This window comes from Paragemmobacter kunshanensis, from assembly GCF_011059185.1.
Classification (GTDB): Bacteria; Pseudomonadota; Alphaproteobacteria; order Rhodobacterales; family Rhodobacteraceae; genus Paragemmobacter; species Paragemmobacter kunshanensis.
Map to the genome: position 1 here is coordinate 47,952 of NZ_JAALFE010000009.1, position 17,659 is coordinate 65,610.

The 17,659-nt window shown below is 66.6% G+C and carries 16 protein-coding genes and 2 tRNA genes; 12 read left to right on the top strand and 6 right to left on the bottom strand.

The features are described from left to right. Positions 1-44: 44 nt before the first annotated feature. From G5V65_RS10620 to fabI, 4 genes are all read right to left on the bottom strand, one after another. Positions 45-1,223, bottom strand: coding sequence for an aminotransferase (locus G5V65_RS10620; RefSeq protein ID WP_165049798.1), 1,179 nt, complete (start codon positions 1,221-1,223; stop codon positions 45-47). Positions 1,224-1,519: 296 nt separating this feature from the next. Next, positions 1,520-2,044: a xanthine phosphoribosyltransferase gene (gene gpt / locus G5V65_RS10625; protein ID WP_165049800.1), complete on the bottom strand. Its 525-nt coding sequence runs from the start codon at positions 2,042-2,044 to the stop codon at positions 1,520-1,522. A 13-nt stretch (positions 2,045-2,057) separates the two neighbouring features. Beyond that, positions 2,058-2,672 (bottom strand): LysE family translocator, encoded by a 615-nt coding sequence (locus G5V65_RS10630; RefSeq protein ID WP_165049803.1) that lies wholly within the window; start codon positions 2,670-2,672, stop codon positions 2,058-2,060. Continuing rightward, positions 2,669-3,496 carry an enoyl-ACP reductase FabI gene (gene fabI / locus G5V65_RS10635; protein WP_165049805.1) on the bottom strand — a complete coding sequence of 276 codons (828 nt, stop codon included), beginning with the start codon at positions 3,494-3,496 and terminating at the stop codon, positions 2,669-2,671. The genes G5V65_RS10630 and fabI overlap by 4 nt, the downstream gene beginning before the upstream one ends. Before the next feature lie 111 nt (positions 3,497-3,607). Between fabI and pdxH the strand changes: the two genes are divergently transcribed. The 10 genes from pdxH (at position 3,608) to G5V65_RS10685 (ending at position 11,958) form a co-directional block, all read left to right on the top strand. After that, positions 3,608-4,210: a pyridoxamine 5'-phosphate oxidase gene (gene pdxH, locus G5V65_RS10640; protein ID WP_165049807.1), complete on the top strand. Its 603-nt coding sequence runs from the start codon at positions 3,608-3,610 to the stop codon at positions 4,208-4,210. 113 nt (positions 4,211-4,323) lie between these two features. After that, positions 4,324-4,857, top strand: a complete 534-nt coding sequence (locus tag G5V65_RS10645) for a cold-shock protein (protein WP_165049809.1) — start codon at positions 4,324-4,326, stop codon at positions 4,855-4,857. Continuing rightward, the gene (locus G5V65_RS10650; RefSeq protein WP_165049812.1) at positions 4,827-5,309 is read left to right on the top strand and encodes a DUF192 domain-containing protein; all 483 of its coding nucleotides are present in this window, start codon (positions 4,827-4,829) and stop codon (positions 5,307-5,309) included. The genes G5V65_RS10645 and G5V65_RS10650 overlap by 31 nt, the downstream gene beginning before the upstream one ends. 56 nt (positions 5,310-5,365) lie before the next feature. Further along, positions 5,366-5,442: transfer RNA gene (locus tag G5V65_RS10655), tRNA-Pro, on the top strand. 179 nt (positions 5,443-5,621) lie between these two features. Further along, positions 5,622-6,113 carry a molybdopterin-dependent oxidoreductase gene (locus G5V65_RS10660; RefSeq protein ID WP_343162840.1) on the top strand — a complete coding sequence of 164 codons (492 nt, stop codon included), beginning with the start codon at positions 5,622-5,624 and terminating at the stop codon, positions 6,111-6,113. A 90-nt stretch (positions 6,114-6,203) separates the two neighbouring features. Next, the gene (locus G5V65_RS10665; RefSeq protein WP_165049814.1) at positions 6,204-7,649 is read left to right on the top strand and encodes a protein adenylyltransferase SelO; all 1,446 of its coding nucleotides are present in this window, start codon (positions 6,204-6,206) and stop codon (positions 7,647-7,649) included. A gap of 41 nt (positions 7,650-7,690) precedes the next feature. Beyond that, positions 7,691-8,245 (top strand): helix-turn-helix domain-containing protein, encoded by a 555-nt coding sequence (locus tag G5V65_RS10670; protein ID WP_165049816.1) that lies wholly within the window; start codon positions 7,691-7,693, stop codon positions 8,243-8,245. A gap of 153 nt (positions 8,246-8,398) precedes the next feature. Further along, positions 8,399-9,592 (top strand): glycine C-acetyltransferase, encoded by a 1,194-nt coding sequence (locus tag G5V65_RS10675; RefSeq protein WP_165049819.1) that lies wholly within the window; start codon positions 8,399-8,401, stop codon positions 9,590-9,592. Between the two features lie 8 nt (positions 9,593-9,600). After that, positions 9,601-10,626 (top strand): L-threonine 3-dehydrogenase, encoded by a 1,026-nt coding sequence (tdh, locus tag G5V65_RS10680; protein ID WP_206526768.1) that lies wholly within the window; start codon positions 9,601-9,603, stop codon positions 10,624-10,626. A gap of 258 nt (positions 10,627-10,884) precedes the next feature. Then, a complete protein-coding gene (locus tag G5V65_RS10685; protein ID WP_165049823.1) occupies positions 10,885-11,958 on the top strand; it encodes a DUF475 domain-containing protein in 1,074 nt (357 codons plus the stop codon). Between the two features lie 32 nt (positions 11,959-11,990). Here G5V65_RS10685 and G5V65_RS10690 read toward each other — a convergent pair whose 3' ends face one another. After that, positions 11,991-13,739: a hypothetical protein gene (locus G5V65_RS10690; RefSeq protein ID WP_165049825.1), complete on the bottom strand. Its 1,749-nt coding sequence runs from the start codon at positions 13,737-13,739 to the stop codon at positions 11,991-11,993. A 390-nt stretch (positions 13,740-14,129) separates the two neighbouring features. Beyond that, positions 14,130-14,203: transfer RNA gene (locus G5V65_RS10695), tRNA-Cys, on the bottom strand. A 223-nt stretch (positions 14,204-14,426) separates the two neighbouring features. Between G5V65_RS10695 and tpa the strand changes: the two genes are divergently transcribed. Together tpa and pdxR are read left to right on the top strand one after the other, a co-directional pair. Continuing rightward, positions 14,427-15,809: a hypotaurine--pyruvate aminotransferase Tpa gene (tpa, locus tag G5V65_RS10700; protein ID WP_165049828.1), complete on the top strand. Its 1,383-nt coding sequence runs from the start codon at positions 14,427-14,429 to the stop codon at positions 15,807-15,809. 273 nt (positions 15,810-16,082) lie between these two features. Beyond that, positions 16,083-17,543, top strand: a complete 1,461-nt coding sequence (pdxR, locus tag G5V65_RS10705) for a MocR-like pyridoxine biosynthesis transcription factor PdxR (RefSeq protein WP_165049830.1) — start codon at positions 16,083-16,085, stop codon at positions 17,541-17,543. The last annotated feature ends 116 nt before the right edge of the window (positions 17,544-17,659 follow it).

Below are 17,659 nucleotides of genomic sequence, written 5' to 3' on the forward strand. Positions count from 1 at the left end.
ATTGTCATCGGCGCGGCGGGCCGCGCCTGCCCCTGGCGCGCGCGTCAGGGACGGAAGGCGGCCAACCTGCGGAACATCTCGGCAATCCCGCCTGCATCTATGTTGGCGAAGGCGATGCGCAGCTGGCGGCGGCCTTCGGGATGGCTGTCGGGCTGGAACATGGTGCCGGGCAGCATGAGGAGCGAGGCCTCTTGCACCAGCCGTTTGGCCAGCGCGTCGGAGGCCATGGGATAGGGATGTTCGACATAGGCGAAATAGGCGCCGCAACCGAGGAGTTTCCAATCCGGCAGGGCGGCAAAGCCGTTGACCATGGCGGCGCGACGGGCGAGGATTTCGTCCCGTTCCCCCGCCACCCATTGCGTCAGGTTCCGCATTCCCCAGAGCGCGCCGATCTGGCCAAGCTGGCTGGGGCAAATGGCGACGGTGTCGAGGAATTTCTCCACCTCGGCCAGGCGCTGCGTGCTGGCGGTGATGGCGCCGACGCGGTGGCCGGTCAGGCGGTAGGCCTTGGAGAAGCTGTAGAGCTGGATCAGCGTGTCATCCCAGTCGGGATCGGCGAAGAGGTCATGCGGGCGGCCGGTGCGGGCATCGAAATCGCGATAGGTTTCGTCCACGATCAGGGCAAGGTCATGGGCGCGGGCGAGGTCGCGGAAGGCGGCCAGCGTCTCGGACGGGTATTCGACGCCACCGGGATTGTTGGGGCTGACCAGCACGATGGCGCGGGTGCGGGGGGTGATCAGGCGGGCGGCATCCTCGGCCTGCGGGATCAGCCCGGGGCCTGCGGGCAGGGGGACGGCTTTGACGCCCTGCATATCGAGCCACATCTTGTGGTTGAAATACCAGGGGGTGGGCAGGATCACCTCATCCCCGTGGCCTGCGAGGGTGGACAGGACGGCGGTGAAGGCCTGGTTGCAGCCCTGGGTGATGGCGGTCTGGCCCTCGGTGATGGTGCCGCCATAGGCGGCGGACCATTGCGCGGCGATCTCCGCGCGGAGTTCGGGCAGGCCAAGGACGGGGCCGTAGAGATGGGCCGCGTCATTGGTGAGCGCGGCCTCGGCGATGGCCTGGCGCAGGGCGAGCGGCGGCGGATCGACGGGGGCGGCCTGGCTGACATTGATCAGGGGCCGGTCGGCGGGGAAGGCCACGCCCTGAAGCCAGCGGCGGGCCTCCATCACCGGCGGCGGTTCGGTGGCGGCCATGGCGGGGTTCAGGGGCAGGGTCATGCTTGGCTCCGTTGACGGTTCGCGGGCAGGATAGGCGCGGAACGGGCAGGCTGCGACCGCCAATTTGCGCGGGATGCGCATCGTTTGCGACAGGATGGCGGGATGGTCTGCGCGGAATGGCGGGGATGGCGAAATCTGACGCAGATTTCGCGTCGGAATTTGACGCAAATTCCGGGTGGTGGGCGGTGGTTATACCGGAATTTGACGCATATTCCGGGTCGGGGACGACCGCGCGGCTGCCATCCGCTTTCTGCGTCAGAAAGCGGCGCGAAATCTGCGTCAGATTTCGCCTTCCGTCAGTCGGTGCCGCGGAAGGGCTGCACGTATTGCAGCGCCATGTCCCAGGGGAAGAAGATCCAGGTATCCTGCGACACTTCGGTCACATAGGTATCCACCTGCGGCTTGCCATGCGGCTTTGCATAGACCGTGGCGCAATGTGCCTTGGGATAGAGGCTGCGGATCAGTTCCAGCGTGCGCCCGCTGTCGACGAGGTCGTCGACGATGAGGATGCCCGAACCGTCGCCCATCAGATCGGCCTGCGGCGCCTTCACGACCTGCGCCTCGCGCCGCTGGTCCTGCGCGCCGCCGCCCGAGTGATAGGATTTCACGCTGATCGTGTCGACGACGCGGATATCCAGTTCGCGGCTGACGATCATCGCAGGCACCAGCCCGCCGCGCGTGATGCCGACGACGGCCTTCCAGGCGCCGCCTTCGCCCGGACCCTTGCCATCCAGCCGCCAGGCCAGCGCGCGGGCGTCGCGGTGGATCTGGTCCCAGCTGACATGGAAGCCTTTTTCATGCGGCAGGCGTTCGGCGGACATGGGGCAATCCCTTTCAGGTGGCTGCGATCTTGATCCCCAGCAGGGCGAGCAGGCCGCCGAAGCTGCGGTCGATCAGGGTTTTGAGGCTGATATAGCGGGCGCGGGTGCGATCAAGGCTGAAGATGCGGGCGACGAGGCTGTTCCAGGCGGTTTCGGCGGTGAAGATCAGCGCGAGCAGGGCGCCGTAGACCCAAAGGGGCGTGCCCTGCGGCACGGTGCCGAGGAAGATGGCCGAGAACATCACGGCAGGCTTGGGGTTCGCCAGTTGCGTGAAGAGACCGAGCCGGAAGGCCGAGAGGGCGGAACGGGGCAGGGGGCGGCTGTCTTCGGTCATCAGCGGGGTGCTGGCATCGCGCCAGAGGCCGATGGCCATCCAGATCAGATAGGCCGCGCCGCCGATCTTCAGCGCCCAGAGCAGGGCGGGGGCGACGGCGAAAAGGAGGTTCAGGCCGAACATCGCCGCCGAGGCCCAGACCACCGCCCCCGCGCCGATGCCCATGGCCAGCATCAGCCCGGTGCGGAAGCCTTCGGTCAGGCCGGTGCGGGCGGACATCAGCACCGCAGGCCCCGGCGAGATGGCGGCAAAGATCACGAGGCCCGCGAAGGCGAGGAAGGCCGCCAGCGTCATTCCTTGCCGTTCCGGCCGGTGACCGCGTCGATATCGGGCGCATCGACGGCCTTCATGCCGACGACGTGGTAGCCTGCATCGACATGCAGGTTTTCGCCCGTGGTCCCCGAGCCCAGATCGGAAAGCAGGTAGAGCGCGGCCTTGCCCACCTCTTCCTGCGTGACGTTGCGGCGGAGGGGGGAGTTCAGCTCGTTCCACTTCATGATGTAGCGGAAATCGCCGATGCCGGAGGCGGCCAGCGTCTTGATGGGGCCCGCGGAGATGGCATTGACGCGGATGCCGTCCTTGCCCAGATCCTCGGCGATGTATTTCACGCTGGATTCCAGCGCGGCCTTGGCAAGGCCCATCACGTTGTAATGCGGCATGACCTTTTCCGCGCCGTAATAGGTGAGCGTGAGCAGCGAGCCGCCCGCCGGCATCATGGCCGCTGCACGCTGGCAGATGGCGGTGAAGGAATAGACCGAGATGTCCATCGTCATCAGGAAGTTCTGGCGTGTCGTGTCGACATAGCGGCCGCGGAGTTCGTTCTTGTCGGAGAATCCGATGGCATGGACGACGAAGTCGATCGTGCCCCATTCGGCCTTGAGCCCGGCGAAGAGGGCATCCATCGACTCTTCTGACGCAACGTCACATTCAAAGAGCAGCGGCGTGCCGATGGAGGCGGCGAGCGGTTCGACGCGCTTTTTCAGCGCCTCGCCCTGGTAGGAAAAGGCCATTTCGGCACCATGATCGGCCAGCGCCTTGGCGATGCCCCAGGCGATGGATTTGTCATTGGCCAGCCCCATGATGAGGCCGCGCTTTCCTGCCATAAGTCCGGTTGACATTGCCTGTCCCTCGCCCACCCTTTGCGTTGGGTTTGACGTGTAGGCGAACTGCGGGGCTGCATCAAGGGTGGCCCGGTTGCGCCCGGCCCAGGAAGGCAGTCGGGGAAGATCATGGACAGAAGTGGAATTTTCGCCGGGGACGACCCCTTCGCGATCGCGCGGGCCTGGCTGGCAGAGGCGGAACCGGTGGAGCCGAACGATCCGAACGCCATCGCGCTGGCGACCGTGGACAGCGAGGGAATGCCCAATGTGCGGATGGTTCTGCTGAAGGAGATCGAGGCGGATGCCTTTGTCTTCTATACGAATTATGAGTCGAGGAAGGGCCGCGAGATCGCCGCGAGCGGGAAGGCTGCCTTCGTGCTGCACTGGAAGAGCCTGCGCCGCCAGATCCGCGTGCGCGGCGTGACCGAGCGTGAGGAAGGCCCGCAGGCCGACGCCTATTACGCCAGCCGCAGCCTGAAGAGCCGCCTTGGCGCCTGGGCATCGCGCCAGTCGGAGCCGCTGTCGTCGCGCGCGGCGCTGATGGCCGAGGTGGCGAAGGTCACCGTCGAGCAGGGTCCGATTCCCCGCCGCCCGCCTTTCTGGGGCGGCATCCGCATCCGCCCGAAAGAGATCGAATTCTGGGCCGATGGCCAGTTCCGCCTGCATGACCGTTTCCGCTGGAGCAGAAATGACAACGATGCACCTTGGGAAATCGTGCGCCTGAACCCGTGAAATTCGCGCTTCGCGAATGATTGGCTTCAGGATCGTTAACGATTGCCCCTTGAATCAGGTTCTACATTAGCGTCATGTCATCGCAGGGCTTTGACTGGGGATTGGCTCTCGAGATGATAGATGAAGAAAAGGACGTGCACGTCGTGCATGGCCGCGTAAAATGGTTCGATCCCGGCAAGGGGTTTGGTTTCATTGTTGCGGATGAGGGCGGGGCTGATATCCTCCTTCATGCGAATGTCCTGCGCAACTATGGCCAGAATTCCGTGGCTGACGGGGCAGTGATTTCGGTGAAGGTGCAGATGACGCAGCGTGGCGTTCAGGCGGTTGAGGTGCTTGAGATCGAGCCGCCTCAGGGGGTTTCCTTCCCGCTGGGCGACGAGAACGCGCCTGTCGATGCCGACGAGATCGCGCAGCTTCCGCTGGAACCGGCCCGGGTGAAGTGGTTCGACAAGGCCAAGGGCTTTGGCTTTGCCAATGTCTTCGGGCGGCCCGAGGATGTGTTCATCCATATCGAGGTGCTGCGCGTATCCGGCTTTGCGGATCTGCAGGCGGGCGAGGCGATCTGCCTGCGCATCGTCGAGGGCAAGCGCGGGCGTATGGCGGTACAGGTGGTTTCATGGGAAGCGGCAACCCGGCAGGTTGGCTGATCGGTGCCGTGATGGCGCTGATCCCGGGCGCGGCGCTGGCTGCGTCCTGTGCGCCCGAGGTGGTGGAGCTGCGCGGCCCGGGCGGCCAGCAGCGGTTTTCGGTGGAACTGGCCGATGACGGGGCGGAGCGGGCGCAGGGCCTGATGTTCCGCGAAAGCATGCCGAAGTCTTCGGGGATGCTGTTCGTCTACGAGGCGCCGCAGCGGGCCTCGTTCTGGATGAAGAACACGCTGATCCCGCTGGACATGATCTTTGCCGACGAGACCGGGCGCGTGACCCGGGTTCATGCCGAGGCGATCCCCGGCGACACGACGCCGGTCGATGGCGGCGACGGGGTGCGCTTTGTGCTGGAGATCAATGGCGGGCTGGCGGCGCGCATGGGCATCGTGCCCGGGGCCGAGTTGCGCCATCCCGCGATCCCGCAGGACCGCGCGGCCTGGCCCTGCGACTAGGCCGCCCGCGATCGGCGCTTTCCAAGCCGGGAATGACAGGCTAAGGAGGGCGCGTTCGGGGCGTGGCGCAGTCTGGTAGCGCGACGGTTTTGGGTACCGTAGGTCGTAGGTTCGAATCCTATCGCCCCGACCAGTTTCCACGGCAAGGCGGCAATTGTCCCGCCCGGGCGGAGGCGCGCCCTTGCGGAGGGCACAACCCTTGCGGGATCGGGCGCGCGGGGTGCATACCCCAAAAGGATAGCTGACCTTGGTCCGGTTCTGACGTATGCAGGTCGCTGGATGGGGGCGACTGGCATGATGTGTTGCAGATCCGTGCTTTCTGCGCTGGCCTTGCTGGGCCTGATGGCGACGGCGGCGCTGGCCGAGGCGCTGCCGGAACCGGATGGCGCGGTCATCCTGACGGTCACGGGCAGCATCGAAAGAACCAATGGCGACGGGACGGCGCGGTTCGATCTGGCGATGCTGCAGGCCATGGATCCGGTGGCGATCGAGACCACCACGATCTGGACGGAAGGCGTGCAGAGCTTTCGGGGCGTGCCCCTGTCGCGACTGCTGGCGGCGCTGGAGGCAGAGGGCGAGGTGATCGCGGCATCGGCGCTGAACGACTACATGGTCGAGATCCCGCTGGCCGATGCGGTGGAGGGCGGGCCGATCCTGGCCTTCGAGCAGAATGGACGGCTGCTTTCGGTGCGGGACAAGGGGCCGCTCTGGGTGGTCTATCCCTATGATTCGGTGCCGCAATACCAGACCGAGACGGTCTATGTCCGGTCGATCTGGCAGCTTGCCCGGCTGGAGATCCGCTGAGCCTGGCAGGACGCGGCGGCGGGCCCTGCTTGCAGTGGGGCGGGGGCTGGCCCATATCGGGGGCAGGCGCGCCGTGGGCTTGGGGGCAGGATGACCATTTCCTTCGACAATTCATGGGTGCGGGATCTGCCCGGGACATTCTTGCCCGTGCGTCCGGCCCCGGCCCCTGCGCCGCGCCTTCTGGTGCTGAACCGGGCCTTGGCCTGCGAGATGGGGCTGGATCCCGTGGCGCTGGAGGCGGGGGCGGCCGATCTGTTTTCGGGCAACCGCCTGCCGGAGGGGGCCGAGCCGGTGGCCCAGGCCTATGCCGGGCATCAGTTCGGCGGCTTTTCGCCCCAGCTTGGCGATGGGCGCGCGCTGCTGATGGGCGAGGTGCTGGCCCCGGATGGCCGCCGCTGGGACATCCATCTGAAGGGATCGGGGCGGACGCCCTTTTCGCGCGGGGGGGATGGCAAGGCAGCGGTGGGGCCGATGCTGCGGGAATATCTGATGGGCGAGGCGATGGCCGCGCTGGGCATTCCCACGACGCGGGCGCTGGCCGTGGTGGCGACCGGCGCGCCGGTGCTGCGCGAGGTGGAACTGCCCGGTGCGGTTCTGGCGCGGGTGGCGGCCAGCCATATCCGTGTGGGGACATTCCAGTTCTTTGCCGCGCGCGGGGATCAGGCGCAGCTGCGGCGGCTGGCCGATTACACCATCGCGCGGCATTTTCCCGAGGTGGCGGGGGCGGAGAACCCCTATGTCGCGCTGTTCGATCACGTCATCGGGCGGCAGGCGCGGCTGATCGCGCAATGGATGGGGGTGGGGTTCATCCATGGGGTGATGAACACCGACAATATGGCCCTTTCGGGCGAGACCATCGACTATGGCCCCTGCGCCTTCATGGAGGGCTATGCGCCGGGGACGGTGTTTTCCTCGATCGATCATGGCGGGCGCTATGCCTATGGCAACCAGCCCTTGATCCTGGGCTGGAACCTGGCGCGGCTGGCCGAGGCGCTGCTGCCGCTGTTCGATGCCGATCAGGACCGGGCGGTGGATATCGCGAACGGGCTGCTGGAGGGGATCGCGGCGCGCTATCGCGCGGAATGGGTGGCGGTGATGCGCGGCAAGCTGGGGCTGGCGGGGGCCGAGGAAAGCGACGGCGCGCTGGCCGATGATCTGCTGGCGGCGATGGAGGGTTCTGGGTCGGGGCAGGGGGCGGACTGGACGCTGACCTTCCGCCGTCTGGCGGGGGCGGTGGGCGGAGAGGCGGGCGGGATCGCGCCGCTGTTTGCCGATGCCACGGCGCTGCGGGCCTGGCTGCCGCGCTGGCAGGCGCGGCTGGCCCCGGACGCGGCGGATCGCATCCGGGCCGCCAATCCCGCCGTGATCCCGCGCAATCACAAGGTGGAAGAGGCGCTGGATGCCGCCACGATGGGCGACATGGCCCCCTTCGGGGCCCTGCTGGCCGCCGTGTCGGAGCCGTTCGTGGAGCGTGAGGCCTATATGCTGCCCGCGCCGCAGGGGCTGGGCCGGCATGTCACCTATTGCGGCACCTGAGGCGCGTTGACCTTGGGCCGCCGAGGCGCCACGATGCGGCCATGAACCCGCGTTCCGATATCCATGACCGGCTGGCCGCATCCCTGCGCGAGGCGCGCAAGGCGCGCGGCCTGTCGCTGGATGCGGTGGCGAAGCTGTCGGGCGTGTCGCGATCCATGGTGAGCCAGATCGAGCGGGGGGAAAGTTCGCCCACGGTCGCCACGCTGTGGAACCTGACGCAGGCCCTGCAGGTGGATTTCGCGGGGCTGCTGGAGGGCCGCCCCGCGCCGGGGATCGAGATCACGCGCGCCGGTGCCGCGCCGGTGATCGCGCGCAGCCCCGGCGTGCGCATCCGCATCCTTTCCCCCGCCGAGGCCGTGGGGGAGCATGAGGTCTATGACCTGTCCTTCGAGCCCGGCGCGGCGCTTGTCTCGGACCCGCATTCGCCGGGCTGCCGGGAACATCTGACGGTGGTGGAGGGGGCGCTGTCGGTGCAATCGGGCGAGGATGCCGAGGATCTGGGGCCCGGCGATACCGCGCGCTATGCCGCCGACCGGCCGCATGCGATCCGCGCGGGGGGGCGGGCGCGGGCGATCCTGATCGTGCAGGGAAGCTGATCCCCGTGCCCGGCGTTGCGCGGGGTGGGGATGTGGATTTTGGGTAATTGGGCCAAGATGAAGGGGGGGTTCCGTTTTGACGGATTCCTTTCCGCGATATTGACATTGTGGCGGGCTTGCGTGTAAATCCGCCAAAACGGAGGAGTATCCGCCATGTCGGACAAGGCCGCCTTTCTTTCCCATCTGACCACGGTTCTTGCGGGCATTGACCGCGACGGCTTGATGAAGCGCGAGCGGCTGATCACCGGGCCGCAGGGCGCGCGCGTGGAGATGGGTGGGCGGCGCATGCTCAACCTTTGCGCCAACAACTATCTTGGCCTTGCCGATGATCCGCGCCTGGTTGCGGCGGCAGAGGAAGCGATGCGGGATCACGGCTATGGCATGGCCAGCGTGCGATTCATCTGTGGCACGCAGGACATTCACCGCGCGCTGGAAACCCGTCTGGCCCGGTTCCTGGGGCAGGAGGACAGCATCCTGTTCGCGGCCTGTTTCGATGCCAATGGCGGCCTGTTCGAGCCGCTGCTGGGGCCGGAGGATGCCGTCATTTCCGATGCGCTGAACCATGCGAGCATCATCGACGGGATCCGGCTGTGCAAGGCGAAGCGCTACAGATACGCGAATTCGGACATGGGCGATCTTGAGGCGCAATTGTCAACGGCGCGTGAAGAGGGGGCGCGCTTCATCCTGATCGCGACCGATGGCGTCTTTTCGATGGATGGCTATCTGGCGAAGCTGCCCGAGATCACGGCGCTGGCGGCGCGGTTCGGCGCGATGGTGATGGTGGATGACTGCCATGCCACCGGCTTCATGGGGCCGGGGGGGCGGGGGACGCCCGCGCATTTCGGGGTGGGGGTGGACATCCTGACCGGCACGCTGGGCAAGGCGCTGGGGGGCGCCCTGGGCGGCTATATCGCGGGGCCGCAGGCGGTGGTGGATCTGCTGCGGCAACGGGCGCGGCCCTATCTGTTTTCCAACGCCTTGCCGCCTGCGGTGGTGGGGGCGGCGCTGGCGGCGCTGGATATCGTCGAAGCGGCGGATGACCTGCGGGCGCAGTTGTTCGACAATGCGCGCTACTGGCGGGCGGGGCTGGAGGATGCGGGGTTCCGGCTCTTGCCGGGGGAGCATCCCATCGTGCCGGTGATGCTGGGCGAGGCGAAGCTGGCGCAGGCGATGGCGGCGGAACTGGGGCAGCGGGGCGTGCATGTGGCGGGGTTCTTCTTCCCGGTCGTGCCGCAGGGGCAGGCGCGCATCCGCACCCAGATGAATGCGCGGCTGACGCGGGATGATCTGGATTTCGGGCTGGAGGCCTTCCGCGCGGCGGGCAAGGCAGTGGGGGTGCTGGCATGAGCAACGAGATGAAGGCGCTGGTGAAGGCCAAGGCAGAGCCGGGGCTGTGGATGGAGCGCCGCCCGGTGCCGGAGATCGGGCCGGATGACGTGCTGATCCGCATCCGCAAGACCGGGATTTGCGGCACGGATATCCATATCTGGAACTGGGATGAATGGGCGGCGCGGACGGTGCCTGTCCCCTTGGTCACGGGCCATGAATTCGCGGGCGAGATCGTGGAGTTGGGCCGCAATGTCGAGGGGCTGGCCATCGGGCAGCGCTGCTCGGGCGAGGGGCATCTGATCGGGCGGCAGTCGCGGCAGAGCCGGGCGGGCAAGTTCCACCTGGACCCGGCGACGCGGGGGATCGGGGTGAACGAACAGGGAGCATTCGCCGAATACCTGCGCCTTCCCGCCTTCAACGTGGTGCCGCTGCCGGATGCGATTGATGACGAGATCGGGGCGATCCTCGATCCGCTGGGCAATGCGGTGCATACGGCGCTGTCCTTCGATCTGGTGGGCGAGGATGTGCTGATCACCGGGGCTGGCCCCATCGGGATCATGGCCGCCGCCGTGGCGCGGCATGTGGGGGCGCGGCATGTGGTGATCACCGATGTGAACCCGGCGCGGCTGGAACTGGCGGCGCAGGTGGCGGATGTGACCCCGGTCGATGTGACGAAGGAGCATCTGGCGGATGTGAAGGCGCGGCTGCGGATGACCGAGGGCTTTGACGTGGGGATGGAGATGAGCGGCAATCAGGCCGCGCTCGATCAGATGGTCGAGGCCATGGTGATGGGCGGGCGGATCGCGATGCTGGGGATACCGCCGGGGAAAAGCCCGGTGGACTGGAGCCGGATCGTCTTCAAGGCCATCACGATCAAGGGCGTCTATGGGCGCGAGATCTTTGAGACCTGGTACAAGATGATTGCCATGCTGGAAAACGGGCTGGATGTGCGCCGGGTGATCACCCACCGCTTCACGGTGGATGAATTCCGCGAGGGGTTCATGGCGATGAAATCGGGGCTTTCGGGCAAGGTCGTGCTGGACTGGACCTGATCCGCGATGGCGGGGCGTGAAAGGCGGCAGTTGCTTTTCGCGCGAGAGTTTGCAAGAAGCGGGCAGCCGTCCGGCAGCGGGCGGCAAAACCCTGGTGACCGGGCCCCTCTGGCGAGACATTTGCGGCGGTCTCGTGATGTCGGCACCGCGGAAAGCAACAGTCGCACGGACCTGACCGACCGAGATGAGGCCGCGCCGTCTTTCCTGCGCATCGCATCCTGCTGTCCGCCACCGTCCCCCAAAGGCAGGGTTCTTCCCATGACCTCTCTCCCCTCGCAGAAATCAACCCTGGCCTATTTCCGTTGGGCCTTTGTCGTGACAGCCTTCGGCCTGATCCTCGGGGCCTGGCTGGGCTGGCAGACGACGGGCAGCCTGTCGGGCATGGCCTCCATCTTCTTCATCTGCTGCGTGCTGGCGGTGCTGGAGATTTCGCTGTCCTTCGACAATGCCATCGTGAATGCGAACAAGCTGAAGGACATGCGGCCGGAATGGCAGCGCGCCTTCCTGACCTGGGGCATCCTGATCGCCGTCTTCGGCATGCGGATCGTCTTTCCGCTGCTGATCGTGGTGGTGGCGGCCAATATCGGGCCCTGGCAGGCGCTGGTCCTGGCATCGACCCAGCCCGAGGAATACAGCCGCATCATGCATGAGGCGCATCTGCCCATCGCGGCCTTTGGCGGGGCCTTCCTGATGATGGTGGGGCTGACCTACTTCTTCGATTCCGAGAAGGATGTGCATTGGGTGCGCTGGATCGAGGAGAAGGTCGCCGCCACCGCCACGATCCGCGGGGTGGAAGTGGGGGTGGTCCTGGTCACGATCCTTGTCTTCTCGAAATTCCTGACCGGGGCGGAAAGCACGGCCTTCGTGTCTTCGGCGATCTACGGGCTGGTCACCTTTCTGGTGGTGGAGACGCTGGGCGGCCTTCTGGACAAGAGCCAGGAGACCATGTCCGCCGCCGCCAAGGGCGGGCTGGGGGCATTCCTCTATCTGGAAGTGCTGGACGCCTCGTTCTCGTTCGATGGGGTGATCGGGGCCTTTGCCCTGTCCAACAACCTCTTCGTGATTGCCATTGGTCTGGGGATCGGGGCGATGTATGTGCGGTCGATGACCATCATGCTGGTCGAGAAGGGCACGTTGGCGCAATACCGCTATCTGGAACACGGGGCCTTCTATGCCATCCTGATCCTGTCGGTGATCATGTTCTGCCAGACGCTGGTGCATATCCCCGAAGTGATCACGGGCCTGGGCGGGGCGGCGCTGATCGGGCTTTCGCTGTGGTCGTCGATCCGCTGGAACCGCAGCAATGGCGACGCGGTGACCGACCCCCGCTGAGGAGGGCGTCCCCCGCCTTGCAGGCGGGGGCCTCAGGCCCCGCCCAGCAGAAAGAGCAGGGGCAGGGCCAGCAGGAGCGCGCTGATCGCATCCCCGCCATCGCCGCCATCGCCACCGGACCAGGCGGCGGGCGCGGCCATGGCCGGATCGACGTCGGAGGGATCGTCATCCTCTTCGGGGGGCAGCATCGGCAGGTCATCCGGACCATCGGCATCGTCGGGGGCGGCAAGGGCAAGGACCGGGCCGTCGCTGAACCCTGCGATGTCCTGCATCCCGGCATCGGTCTTGGCGAAGGCGAGACGGATCACCTCATGCGCGGTGCCGAACTGCAGGGTGAGGCCGTCGGCCCCCTGATCCACGTCGGCGGCCCTGCGTTGGCCGATGGCGAAGCTTTCCGCCTCGGGCGTTTCGTCGACGTCGGGATTGTCGGGCAGGCCGAAGCGTTCCATCCAGTCTACCGGGATGGTCGCGGTCAGGCGATCCGCGGCGAGATGGCTGTAGGTGGTGCCGAGGCCCGCGAAATCGAGCGTCAGGCTTTCCGGGGGGCGGGCCCCGGCCGAAAGGAAGATGATCAGCTTGTCGGCATTCTCGAAGCCATAGGCCCAGACCGCGTCGCCGCTGTCATTGTCCAGCCCGAAGCCGAGCGCGCGGGTGCCCGTCACGCTTTCGGCCAGCATGTCGAGCATGCCCTGACCGATGAAATCCTGCGGGACGCCATTGACATCGGTCAGGCTGAGGCGGCCGGGATGGATCATGTCGGTGCCGAAGGCGGCGGCGGCGGAAAGCCCTTCGGCGCCGTATTCCGACAGCATCTCGAGCATCAGGCGCGGCTGTTCGGGGCCGTAGTCGCGCAGGGAAAGCTGGTCTTGCCAGAAGGTTTCGAATTCGGTGGTGCTGCGCCCCGCCAGATCAATCTGATCCTCGGTCAGGCTGCCGCCCGCGGCCTGATCGGCGGCGAGGAAGTCGCGCAGCGCCTCGGCCCTTGTATAGCTGCCCACGCCATAGGCGCTGAGAAAGAGATCCGGCCCGTCGCCGCCCAGGGCCATGGCATCGCTGCGCCAGGCTTCGATCACGGGATGGAAATCATCCGCGGACCCATCGACGCCGGTCGCGTTGAAGGCGAAGCGGTGATGGATGATCTGATCCACCTCGAGGAGCGAGCCATCGCTGAGTTCGTCGCGGATCAGCATGTCTTCGTCCAGCGTGCGCCCGGCCTGCACGGCGATGGCGGGATCGAAGTCGATCAGGTTCAGCGCATCATCGCCCAGGGCGGCGGTCAGTTCGGAGACGTAGATTTCCGCGATATGGCCATAGTGGCTGGCGGCATCGGGATCGCCGACGAAGGAGGCGAAGAATTCGCTGCCGATCTCCAGCGTCATCTGCGCGGGCGGGGGGCCATAGGTGCCGCCCAGCAGATCGCCCATGAAGGCGCGGATATCGGCGCGCAGGAGATCATCCTGGCCCATGTAGCGGGCGGTCGGCAGGATGATGGACAGGCCGGTGCCGATGGATTGGGCATGGGCCATGATCTCGGCCAGGCCGGGGCGGCCGCTTTCGGCGGCGAAGAGGCCCGGAATGTCGAGCCCGTAGCTCTCGGGGCGGGCCTCGGCAAGATAGCCGCCGGGCCAGACCATGGTGCCGATGCTGTTGTCGGCGAGCTGGGCCTCGAAGCGGTGAAAGGGGCGGAAGCCGGTATAGCGGTAGCCGAACATCGACGGTCCCCAGACCGGCGCATCGGGAATTTCGGCTGCTGTGCCGACGGACAGGAACAGGGTGCTCATTACGAACCTTCGGGAATGGCAGCAGCACGGCAGGTGGTGCCGACACGCCCTGCAAGCTTTGTGCCGCATGGGCCGGGGGAAGAGGGGGCAAGGATGGGCTGCATGGACCGGCCGGCTGAGGAATCGCGGTCGTCCTGCCGCCTTTGGCCCAGGAAGCAGAGCGCGCGGCCCTGCGCCAAGTCGCGTCCGGATGGGGGCGGCTGACTTTCGTTCGGGATGGAGTGGCGGGCTGTGCCCGGCCTTGGCCGAAAGACGGCCCGCCCGCCATTCTGCGGGGCGGTCCTGCAGCAGAACGGGTGGGTGCGCAGGGAAAAGCGCGAGCCCCAAGGCCAGCCGTCCCGTTCCGGCGCGGTGCCGGTTGCGGGAGGAAACGAGGAATGGGAAGCCCCCTGGAGGCGGGTACCGGAATCGAACCGGTCTTCACGGATTTGCAATCCGCTGCGTAACCTCTCCGCCAACCCGCCATGCCCAGAGGTGCGGCCTGATTAGGCGATACGGCAGGCGGGCGCAAGGGCCGGGATGGGGGGAAATGCCGGGGATGGGTGGGGCGTCCTGCGGGGGCGGTTTCATCTGGCCTTAACAACGTCGCCGCTCTGGCCCTATCGGGGCGGGCGGCGGTGGGGGATGATGGGGAAGATGGACCCTGCGATTTGCGGGGCTTGCCCCGTTTCACGAAAGGACGCGCCCATGGAAGGGTTGGATCGTTTCAACGACATCAGCGAAGTGGTCGAGGCCGACCGCGCCCATGTCTGGCATCACCTGAGCCAGCATAAGCAATACGAGACCGGCATCGACCCGCGCGTGATCGTGGAAGGCAAGGGGATGAAGGTCTGGGATGCCAAGGGGAAAGAGCATCTCGATGCCGTCTCGGGCGGGGTCTGGACGGTGAATGTGGGCTATGGTCGCGAAAGCATCGCCAATGCGGTGCGCGACCAGCTGATCAAGATGAACTATTTCGCAGGCGCCGCCGGGTCGGTGCCGGGGGCGATCTTTGCCCAGCGGCTGATCGAGAAGATGCCGGGGATGAGCCGGGTCTACTATTCGAACTCGGGTTCGGAAGCGAATGAGAAGGTCTACAAGATGGTGCGCCAGATCGCGCATCGTCACCATGGCGGCAAGAAGTGGAAGATCCTGTATCGTGACCGCGACTATCACGGCACGACCATTGCCGCGCTGGCCAGCGCCGGGCAGGACCAACGGGCGATGCAATATGGCCCCTTCCCGGACGGGTTCGTGCGGGTGCCGCACTGCCTTGAATACCGCAAGCAATGGGATGTGGAGAACTATGGCGAGCGCGCGGCGGATGCCATCGAAGAGGTAATCCTGCGCGAAGGCCCGGATACGGTGGGCTGCCTGATCCTTGAACCCGTAACGGCAGGGGGCGGCGTGATCGTGCCGCCGAAGGGCTATTGGGAACGGGTGCAGGAGATCTGCCGCAAATACGACATCCTCCTGGCCATCGACGAGGTGGTCTGCGGCGTGGGCCGGACGGGGACGTGGTTCGGCTATCAGCATTACGGCATCCAGCCCGATTTCGTGACCATGGCGAAGGGCGTGGCCTCGGGCTATGCCGCGATTTCCTGCACCGTGACGACCGAGCGGGTCTTCGAGATGTTCAAGGACGACCCGACCGATCCGATGAGCTATTTCCGCGACATCTCGACCTTCGGGGGCTGCACCAGCGGGCCTGCGGCGGCGCTGGAGAACATGGCGATCATCGAGCGCGAGGGGCTTCTGGAGAACACGGTGAAGATGGGCGACTATTGCCTGTCGAACCTGCAGGCGCTGATGGAGAAGCACAGGATCATCGGTGATGTGCGCGGCAAGGGCCTGTTCCTTGGTGCCGAACTGGTGGCGGACCGGGCGACCAAGGAACCCGCGCCAGAGGCGAAATGCCAGGCGGTGGTGGCCGATTGCATGGCGCAGGGGGTGATCATCGGGGTGACCAACCGGTCGATCCCGGGGCTGAACAACACGCTGTGCCTGTCGCCCGCGCTGATCGCGACGAAGGATGACATCGACCACATCACCGGGGCCATTGACGGCGCGCTGACCCGCGTCTTCGGCTAAGTCATCGTCCTTGCAAGGAAATTGCGCGCGGCCCCTGTGGGACAGGGGCCGCGCCTTCCTTTTGTCTCGCCTGCGCGCCTCTGCGCTTCGGCTCGGGTTTCCTGGGTATTTGGGCCAAGATGAAGGGGCATGGGCTTCATCTTGGGAAAAATACCCTCGGGGGGAGGCCCGCAGGGCCGTGGGGGGCAGAAGGCCCCCTGCCGAGGCTGCCGCCCGGCTTGACGCCCGGCAGGCGCGCGCGCCTTATGGCCGGATCATGCGGAGAGGCGGCGGATGGAGATACCTGTCGAGAGTTTCTATCTGCCCGAAGGCGGCGGTGGCAGCCTGCAGCAGCGCATCCGGCAGATGGTGGCCGAAGGGATCCTGGCCGGGCGGTTCCGCGCGGCGGACAGGATGCCTTCGTCGCGGGGGCTTGCGGCGCATCTGGGGGTAAGCCGGATCACCGTGACGCTGGCCTATACCGAACTGGTCGCGGCGGATTACCTGACGGCGCGGGGGCGGTCGGGGTATTTTGTCAGCGAGGGCGTGCCGGTGCAGCCGGAATTCCGCCCCGTTCCGAAGGTGGAAAGCAGCGTGGACTGGGAGGCGCTGTGCGGGGGCCGCTTTTCCCGGATGGAGCGGGTGGAGCGGCCCGAGGACTGGCGCTCCTACCCCTATCCCTTCATCTACGGGCAGGCGGATCCGGCGCTGTTCGACCACCAGAACTGGCGGCTTTGCGCGCTGCAGGCGCTGGGGCGGCGGGAGTTCGAGACGCTGACGGCGGATCGCTATGAGCGGGACGATCCGCTGCTGATCGAATACCTTCTCAGGAACATCCTGCCCCGCCGGGGGATCGAGGCGCGGCCTTCGGAGGTGCTGGTCACCATGGGGGCGCAGAATGCGCTGTGGCTGGCGGCGCAGGTGCTGCTCAGGCCCGGGGGGCATGCGGTGGTGGAAAATCCGGGCTATCCGGGGTTCCGGGCGATGTGTGCGCAGGCGGGCGCACGGGTGACGCCCGTGGCGGTGGACGAGGGGGGGCTGTCGGTGGACAGCCTGCCTGCGGGGGTGGATGTCGTCTTTACCACCGCAAGCCACCAGAGCCCCACCAATGCCACCATGCCCGTGGCACGCCGGACAGCCCTTCTGCGGGCGGCGGAAGAGCGGAATTTCCTTGTGGTTGAAGACGATTACGAGTTCGAGATGAGTTTCCTGAAACCTGTTTCGCCCTCGATCAAGTCGCTCGATTCCGGGGGGCGCGTGGTGCATGCGGGATCCTTTTCGAAATCCATCTTTCCGGGGCTTCGCCTGGGCTGGCTGGTGGGGCCGGAGCCCTTCATCCGCGAGGCGCGCGCGCTCAGGGCGCAGGTGCTGCGCCATCCGCCGGGGCAGTTGCAGCGGACGACGGCGCATTTCCTGTCGCTTGGGCATTACGACGCGCTGGTGAACCGGATGAAGGCCGCCTTCGCCAAGCGGCGCAAGGCGATGGAAGAGGCGATTTCCCAGCACGATCTGAAGGTTGCGGGGCAGGGCGGGTTCGGCGGGTCCTCCTTCTGGATGGAGGCGGCGCCCCATATGGATACCGAGGAAATGGCGCTGCGCCTGCGGGCGGAAGGGGTTCTGATCGAACCGGGGCGGGTGTTCTTTCATCCCGGCACCGAAGAGCGGCACTTCTTCCGGCTGGCCTACAGTTCCATTCCCGTGGGCAAGATCCCCGAAGGGATCGCCCTGGTTGCCAGGGCCATGCGCGGGATGTGAGGCGGCGGGGGGGTAAGGGGGGGCGGTTGCCCCCCCTTCGGCCTGCAAGCCCTTGCGTGCGCTGGGTTTATCTTCCGGTTTGGCCCGGATGGACGGTGCCGCTGCCGGTGCAGACA